Origin of the sequence: Microcystis sp. M113S1 (genome assembly GCF_020246945.1) — a bacterium.
In the GTDB taxonomy this organism is placed as follows: Bacteria; Cyanobacteriota; Cyanobacteriia; order Cyanobacteriales; family Microcystaceae; genus Microcystis.
This window is the reverse complement of sequence record NZ_JADBSA010000157.1, coordinates 1-7,248: the sequence shown is the minus strand read 5'-3', so window position 1 is coordinate 7,248 and position 7,248 is coordinate 1. Positions and strand designations below refer to the sequence as shown.

Here is a 7,248-nt window from a genome sequence, read left to right as displayed (position 1 = left end):
GTAAAGGTACACAGCTAACTTTATTGAGAAAGTCTAATTCTTCTTGCTTTTTCCAATCGGTTAGCATTGAAGAAGTTTGAGCATATGCTACTCTTTCTTGTCTTTCATACCAAGCTTGTGTTCTGACATGGAGAGCTTTATTGTAAACTAATCTTACACAGCCCAATGTGCGCCGCAATAGCGACTCTTGTTCGGGTGTGGGGTAAAATCGAAACGAGTAGGCTTTTTCCATGTCTCACATTCTGGCATATATCGTGTAAATGCGCTAGTATTTAACAGTAAAGCCGTCGTGAAACGACGGGGTTTCAGACCCAAAATTTTCGATGAAAATCGGTCGTTTCAGACTTTTGGCGATTAACTTCCGAACGATAGCGATCGCTCAAAAGTCATCAAAAAATCACGTTAAAATACCTGAAACCCATACATCATACTTGGTCGATCCTGTCAATGCGTAAGTCCTATAGGAGAAGAGTCTCCTACTGCGACTGGGGGGTAAATACAGAAACGAAAATTCTCTCTAAATCTACTCAAATTTCCTTAAACCTTCTAACTCCATCTATCTAGATGGTTAAAATAAGTAGGGTTTGCTGAATAAATCTAAAAACCTTGTTGGATAAGGTTTTTAGACTTTTTTTCCCTCAAAAAGTGCCGACCATGGGAGTGATTGGGGGGAAAATTCCGGGACTTTTTCCCTGAAAATTAGGTAATTTACCACCTCAAAATCGGTAAAACTGCACACCCCACACCCTACCCCCACGAAAAACTTTTTGCCCCAAACCCTAAGTAGGTTTTAGGGGTTTGTAACTACCGAGGTAAAGAAAGGGACTTCCAGAGAATAAAATACCCAACAAAAAAATAGAAAAGTGTTTTTTTGAAAAAGTAATTATTTTTGTCTAGGAAAACAAAGAATCTCCCATTACAACCTATTTTTCCGAAAAAATAGGCAGCACAAACTCTTATACTTCCGAGCTTTTTCGAGTATAACAAGGACAAGTTAAAGAATCAAAGACAGTTTTTAGCTAACCATCTTAGTTAACTACAAACTAGGTCTTATCATAATAGATATCAATAAACCATTGTCCCAAATCGGGAAAGTCTTGATTCGTTGATTCTGTGAGACGTTCGATTTTTTCTTCGATTTTTTCCCTGGCTTTTTTAGTAAGCTTTACTCCTTTTTCATAAGTTTCAGTAATCAACTTAACAATCGGTTGTTTTCCTTTCCAAGTCATAGTTTGGGCGAATTTCAAAGCGGTTTCGATTTCATCTAAAATACTCCCATTCCAATGGTTTTCTAACACAGCCCAGGTTCGTTCAATAGGATTATATTTACTATGGTAAGGGGGATAGTAAGCCAAACGTATATTAACTTGATATTTTTGGGAAAACTCAACTATACGTTTCATGAACTGAGTTCGTCTCGAATTATTTTCTGGGCCATTATCTTGATTAATTATCAAAGTTTTAATTTTCTCAAAACGAGATTTTTCCGACTCCCAGAAATCTTCTAATATATCAACAATAAAGTCACTGGTGACTGTGGAGGCAGTGAAATACAAAAACAACTCATCAAATTCTGGAATAAATATTCCGTAAGGGGTTAGGGTTGTTTTCGGATTAAAATCATGATCGTTTGTTTCGACAGTTATTCTATTCTTACCTCCTCGATCAAATAGTCCAATATTAACACGGGCTTTGGCATCTAAACTAAGACGTAACATCGTAGAGTCTTCATCCGCTTCCCGATTAATGTTAGCTAATTCCTCAAAGATTGCCTCGGTTTCTGGAATTTTTTTTGAGGTAAAACTTTAGCGACTCTTTTCAGACGATAACCTAAGTTATTTAATTTAACCCGAATAGTTTCCTCGCTCGGTAAATCCTCATCACTGTACCCATATTTAGAGATTAATTGCTTTCGGACTTCGGCCGCACTCAGTCTCACATAAAGCCTTTGGCTTTTAAAACTTGGGTCAGTTTGGCTTTGAGAATCCACTAAACTTTTGATGTTTTCCAATAGAAAAGGTAAATGTTCTTCTGCTTTTTTCCGCCCCTTAGCTGAATGATTATCAACACAAATAATACCTCTTTTTAGTTCTTTAATTCCTTTACGAATAGTAGTTCGATTCCAGCCTAACTCCTGTGCAGCAAGGGTTTGTCCCCCATAGCCTAATTCTAAGACTGTTTGGGCCATGAATCTTCTTTTAGCTGCACCTTTTAATTGAAGTGCAGTTTCACTGAGCAATTTCTTGAGGGAATCAGTTAATTCCATATACACTTACAAAGAAAAACTTGATTAATAATGTACAGGATTAATTCTACTACAAAATTGGAAGGAGAAGGCAACCATCGACCCCTACCTCCTACACTCCGAGAATGATTATTATTCTTGAGAATGAATAGTTTATTTTTTGGAAGTCCCAAAAAAGGTGGTAGAATGTCGAGAAAGATGGGACGATTACCATTAGTACCACGGGGAAAAGAGCGACTCCCCCGCTAACCCTACGGGTGTAACGGGGGCATCCTGCCGACATTCAAGGTGACAAGGGCAATTCTTGTCAGAGGGCAGATAAAAGTTTATGCGGATGGCGAGACTCGAACTCGCAAGGCGTAAGCCACACGCCCCTCAAACGTGCGTGTCTACCAGTTCCACCACATCCGCTTGATTTTAGCTTAACCACTATAGCACAGAAAAAAAATAATCTGCAAGCAACTTTTAAAAATTACTGCCGCACAACTTTCGCACCACCTGAGTTAGTACGGATAAACCTTTTAGGGAACCTTGAATCAAATGGAAGGCCGGGACAGGACGGATTAACATTTGTCGAGCTAGGGGCAATGGTAGCAGCTGACCTTGATTATCAATTGCCGGGGCTAAATCGGGTAAATCCTGCGTCACCTCGTCGCTAATCACGCGCACAATTGCCACTTTTTGCCCCGATAAAGCCTCTAAAATCCTTGCTCCTTCCATATCGACCACCTCATAGCCCCCCTGTCCTAAACGTCGTTTTTCCTCGGACTGGCTAATCAGGCGATCGCTGGTTAACCCTTTAACAAGGCTATATCCGGTTAATTGGGAGATTTCTGCGGTTATTTCTGGTTCGCACTGCCAATAATTCCCCTTTTCTAGGCCACAACCTTGATAGATTACCCCATCTCCGACTCGATAGCGATCGCTGAGACTGCCCGCTAATCCCATCAGCACAATTTTTCCTTTGAGCTTATTAAGAAATTCTAGAGATAGCTTAGAGACTGGGGAACTGTCGAGGAATTCTGGAGCGCCAAGGTTAATCGGGATAATTTGCGGGGCTAAATCGCCGATGTTTCTTAATCCTCGACGGATTGAGCTATGCTCGGCCCCCCGGGGAACGAGAATAATATCTTCAGGTGTGAGCATGAAATTTTTGAGAAAGTTTCCTAATTAGTCCATTGAGATGTTATAAACAATAATAGTGAACTAATTAGGAATAATTCTTAAGTAAATGGCCCTGCCACCGACTGGGCGATTGTCTTTCCCACCATGAAAAAGTCTGTCATTCTGCGTTTATCCGAGGTTAACAAGCGTTTTCCCGCTTCTACTAATCTAGCTGTCGATAATATCAGTTTTAGTTTAACAGAGGGCGAAATTCTCGGATTATTGGGCCCGTCGGGCTGCGGTAAAACCACTCTACTCCGGATGATTGCGGGATTTGAAAAACCATCTCAAGGAGTGATTGAATTGGGAGGGCGAATAGTTGCCGACGAAAAAACCTTTATTCCCCCGGAAAAACGCAATACGGGCATGGTTTTTCAGGATTACGCTCTTTTTCCCCATTTAACTATCGCTGAAAATATCGCCTTCGGGTTAAAAAATTCTGGGGAGAAATTATCGAGCAAAGCTATTAACGCTAGGGTGGCGGAAACTTTGGATTTAGTCGGACTGCAAGGACTAGAAAAACGTTATCCCCATCAGCTATCGGGAGGACAACAGCAAAGAGTCGCCCTCGCCCGCGCTTTAGCCCCAAAACCCTCTTTAATCCTCTTAGATGAACCTTTAAGTAATCTCGATGTGCAGGTACGGCAACGGTTACGGCACGAGATCCGTCATATCCTGAAAGCGACCGGTATCTCGGCCATTTTTGTCACCCACGACCGGGAGGAAGCAATGGTGATCAGTGACACAATTGCCGTCATTTGTCAAGGAAAATTAGAACAAATTAACAATCCCGAAGCAATTTATAGTCATCCGGCCTCGCGATTTGTGGCCGAGTTTGTCACCCAAGCGAATTTTCTCCCCGCTAGACGGGAGGGGGAACAATGGCAAACCGAGATAGGAGTCTGGGAAATTCCCGATGGTCAAGATTTGGACAAAGGGGAATTGATGCTCAGAGAGGAAGATGTCAAAATTAAACCGGATGAGACGGGAGATCTGGTTATTTGCGATCGCCAATTTTTAGGACGGGAATACCGTTATTGTCTGCTAACGGCCACCGGCAGCCAAATCCACGCTAGAACAACGATTAACACCCAATTAGACATCGGTACAAAGGTAAAACTATCGATTATTCCCGATAGCGTCCGTGTATTTGCCGACTGATAACTGATACTAAATCCTGTTTAAGGGGTGTGGGGTGTGGGGTGTGGGGTGTGGGGTGTAGGGAAGGAAACCTCTTTCATCTCTGGTGGTGAAAATTTTTTCATCGGGACTGACTCCTGAATCCTGATCGGTCTCTCCAGCTAATATTGATATCGATCGCTATTTAGGACTAGGGTGGCATTTTTAGCGACAAAATCAATAATTTTTTTAGCCACATCAACACCGGTGGCCGCTTCTATTCCTTCCAAACCGGGAGAGGAATTCACCTCGATAACCACAGGCCCGTGATTGGACCGTAATAAGTCCACACCCGCAACCCGTAAACCCATGGCTTTAGTGGCCCGTATAGCCGTACTGCGTTCCTCTGGCGTTAATTTTACCTTTTCTGCCTTACCTCCGCGGTGAAGATTAGAACGAAAATCCCCCTCGGCCCCCTGTCGCTTCATCGAGGCTACCACTTTTCCATCGATGACAAAACAGCGCAGATCTGCCCCACTGGCCTCTTTAATATACTCTTGTACTAAAATATTAGCCTCTAATTGCCGAAAAGCTTCAATAACTGACTTGGCTGCTTGGTCGGTTTCCGCTAAGACTACCCCAATACCTTGGGTTCCCTCTAATAATTTAATCACTAGAGGGGTGCCGCCGACGGTTTCGATTAAACCATCGATATCTTGGGTTGCGTGAGCAATTCCCGTCACCGGTAGGCCTATCCCTTCCCGAGCGAGGATTTGCAGACAACGCAATTTATCCCGCGACCGAGAAATTGCTTGCGAGTCGTTGGTAGTAAAAACATTCATCACCTCGAATTGTCGGACGACTGCGGTTCCATAGAAGGTTTTTGAGGCAGCAATGCGGGGGATAATCGCGTCGAAACTCTCCAAGGGTTTACCGTTATAGACAACCGTGGGTTTATGGGAGGTGATGTTCATGTAACAGCGCAAATAATTGATCACTCGTACCTCATGACCTTGGGCCTCTCCCGCTTCTTTCAGTCGCTTGGTCGAGTAAAGAGAAGCGTCTTGCGATAAAATAGCGATTTTCATAAATTTTCGCTTAAATATTGCTTTTAAAACTGAATAGCTCGTTATTCCCCCATATTGGCTTTTTTGGCCGGCAACTCATAAAATTTCTCCTCTCGATCGAAGTCCATCGATTATTATGGCGCTGACAGTTCCCTTTGAACAGTTGGGTTAAATGAAAAGTAAAAAAGTCAAGCTTAAGAACCTAAGCAAAATTAATTACACATATCTAACCACCTCTTGCCTCTTGCCTATCTTCACTAGGAAATTAATTTTGCACGACTACTTAAGACTAGATTGGTTTTTGTCGTCAGGCTAAGTTTAAGTTATAGTTTTAAGGATTTAATTGACTAACAAAGACTAGAGAAGGAGCAAAGGTAAAAAATGTCAATTAATAAATACAATTTTGTTACGGTTTTGCTCCTAGGGATGATCGATCGGTTAGAATGATAAGGTGATCGATGAAGAAAACCATGACTTTACTAGCGAAATCTTTAGAGGAACTGACCGACTGGGTAAAAGACCAGGGACAACCCGCTTATCGGGGTAAACAATTACACCAATGGCTATATGAAAAAGGGGTGCATTCTTTGGCGGATATTTCCGTATTTCCCCAAGAATGGCGCAGCAAGATGGCAGACTATCCTATTGGTCGTTCCCTTATACATTATCGCAGTGTAGCACCCGATCGCACTCGTAAATATCTGCTAAAACTGGCGGATGGTTTAATTATCGAAGCGGTGGGAATTCCTAGTGAAAAAAGATTGACAGTCTGTGTTTCTTCGCAAGTGGGTTGCCCGATGGCCTGTGATTTTTGTGCCACGGGAAAAGGGGGTTTTACTCGTAATTTAAAAGCTTATGAAATCGTTGACCAAGTGTTAACAGTACAGGAGGATTTTGAGCAGCGAGTTAGTCATGTGGTGTTTATGGGGATGGGGGAACCTTTATTAAATATCCCCGAAGTGGTGACAGCGATTCATTCCCTTAATAAAGATGTGGGTATCGGTCAGCGTTGTTTAACGATTTCTACCGTGGGATTACCCCATAAAATCAAGCAACTAGCGGACCATAATTTACAAGTAACTTTTGCTGTTAGTCTCCATGCTTCTAATCAACAAGTTCGCTCCAAATTAATCCCCAGTGCCGATCATTATACCCTAAGTAATCTGATCCAAGACTGTCAGGAATACGTTCAAATCACGGGACGAAGGGTGACATTTGAATACATTCTTTTAGCGGGAGTGAATGATTTACCCGAACACGCAAGGGAATTAGTCAAACTGGTGAAAGGTTTTCAATCCCACGTCAATCTTATTCCTTATAATCCCATTCAAGAGGTGGATTATCAACGGCCTGATGAAAAAAGAATCAGAGCTTTTAAAACTATTTTAGAACAGGAAAAAGTCGCCGTTACTGTCCGTTATTCCAGAGGTTTAGCAGCCGATGCGGCCTGTGGACAATTGCGAGCGAGCGTCATGGTACAATAAACGGCCGTAAATCGGCCATTAACTAGGGGGTAGTGATCCGATAGTAGTGGCGTAGCTCCCTTGCTTATCTAGCCTGAGTTGTGTAGAATATTGACTAATAAAAATAATTACCTGATAAATGTCAAGAATTTGCTTTTTATGATTCAATAATTTGCTTTTTATGATTGCT

Annotated in this window: 6 protein-coding genes and 1 tRNA gene; 2 read left to right on the top strand and 5 right to left on the bottom strand. The window is 42.1% G+C overall.

All coding sequences use genetic code 11. From position 1 onward, the window contains the following. The 4 genes from IM319_RS07825 to IM319_RS07810 all read right to left on the bottom strand — a co-directional run. Positions 1 to 232 (bottom strand): helix-turn-helix domain-containing protein (locus IM319_RS07825; protein WP_287735207.1); only part of this gene is annotated, 232 nt, incomplete at its 3' end. Between the two features lie 811 nt (positions 233 to 1,043). Continuing rightward, a protein-coding gene (locus IM319_RS07820; RefSeq protein ID WP_287735206.1) for an ISAzo13-like element ISMae28 family transposase occupies positions 1,044 to 2,266 on the bottom strand; the annotation gives its coding sequence in 2 pieces (ribosomal slippage) (positions 1,044 to 1,786 and positions 1,786 to 2,266; 1,224 coding nt in all). 308 nt (positions 2,267 to 2,574) lie between these two features. After that, positions 2,575 to 2,656: transfer RNA gene (locus IM319_RS07815), tRNA-Leu, on the bottom strand. A gap of 54 nt (positions 2,657 to 2,710) precedes the next feature. After that, entirely contained in the window at positions 2,711 to 3,391 is a 681-nt protein-coding gene (locus IM319_RS07810) for a hypothetical protein (protein WP_287687337.1), read from the bottom strand. 123 nt (positions 3,392 to 3,514) lie between these two features. Between IM319_RS07810 and IM319_RS07805 the strand changes: the two genes are divergently transcribed. Continuing rightward, entirely contained in the window at positions 3,515 to 4,570 is a 1,056-nt protein-coding gene (locus IM319_RS07805; protein ID WP_286823670.1) for an ABC transporter ATP-binding protein, read from the top strand. Between the two features lie 140 nt (positions 4,571 to 4,710). Here the strand turns inward: IM319_RS07805 and rimK are convergent, their stop codons facing one another. Further along, on the bottom strand, positions 4,711 to 5,616 hold the full coding sequence (rimK, locus tag IM319_RS07800) for a 30S ribosomal protein S6--L-glutamate ligase (protein ID WP_286823671.1): 906 nt from the start codon (positions 5,614 to 5,616) through the stop codon (positions 4,711 to 4,713). A 449-nt stretch (positions 5,617 to 6,065) separates the two neighbouring features. Between rimK and rlmN the strand changes: the two genes are divergently transcribed. Further along, positions 6,066 to 7,079, top strand: coding sequence for a 23S rRNA (adenine(2503)-C(2))-methyltransferase RlmN (rlmN, locus tag IM319_RS07795; protein WP_287735205.1), 1,014 nt, complete (start codon positions 6,066 to 6,068; stop codon positions 7,077 to 7,079). The last annotated feature ends 169 nt before the right edge of the window (positions 7,080 to 7,248 follow it).

Excerpts from the sequence above, each read along its gene's own strand:
- IM319_RS07805 (WP_286823670.1), top strand. The coding sequence starts at position 3,515 with ATGAAAAAGTCTGTCATTCTGCGTTTATCCGAGGTTAACAAGCGTTTT.
- rlmN (WP_287735205.1), top strand. The coding sequence starts at position 6,066 with ATGACTTTACTAGCGAAATCTTTAGAGGAACTGACCGACTGGGTAAAA.
- rimK (WP_286823671.1), bottom strand. The coding sequence starts at position 5,616 with ATGAAAATCGCTATTTTATCGCAAGACGCTTCTCTTTACTCGACCAAG.
- IM319_RS07810 (WP_287687337.1), bottom strand. The coding sequence starts at position 3,391 with ATGCTCACACCTGAAGATATTATTCTCGTTCCCCGGGGGGCCGAGCAT.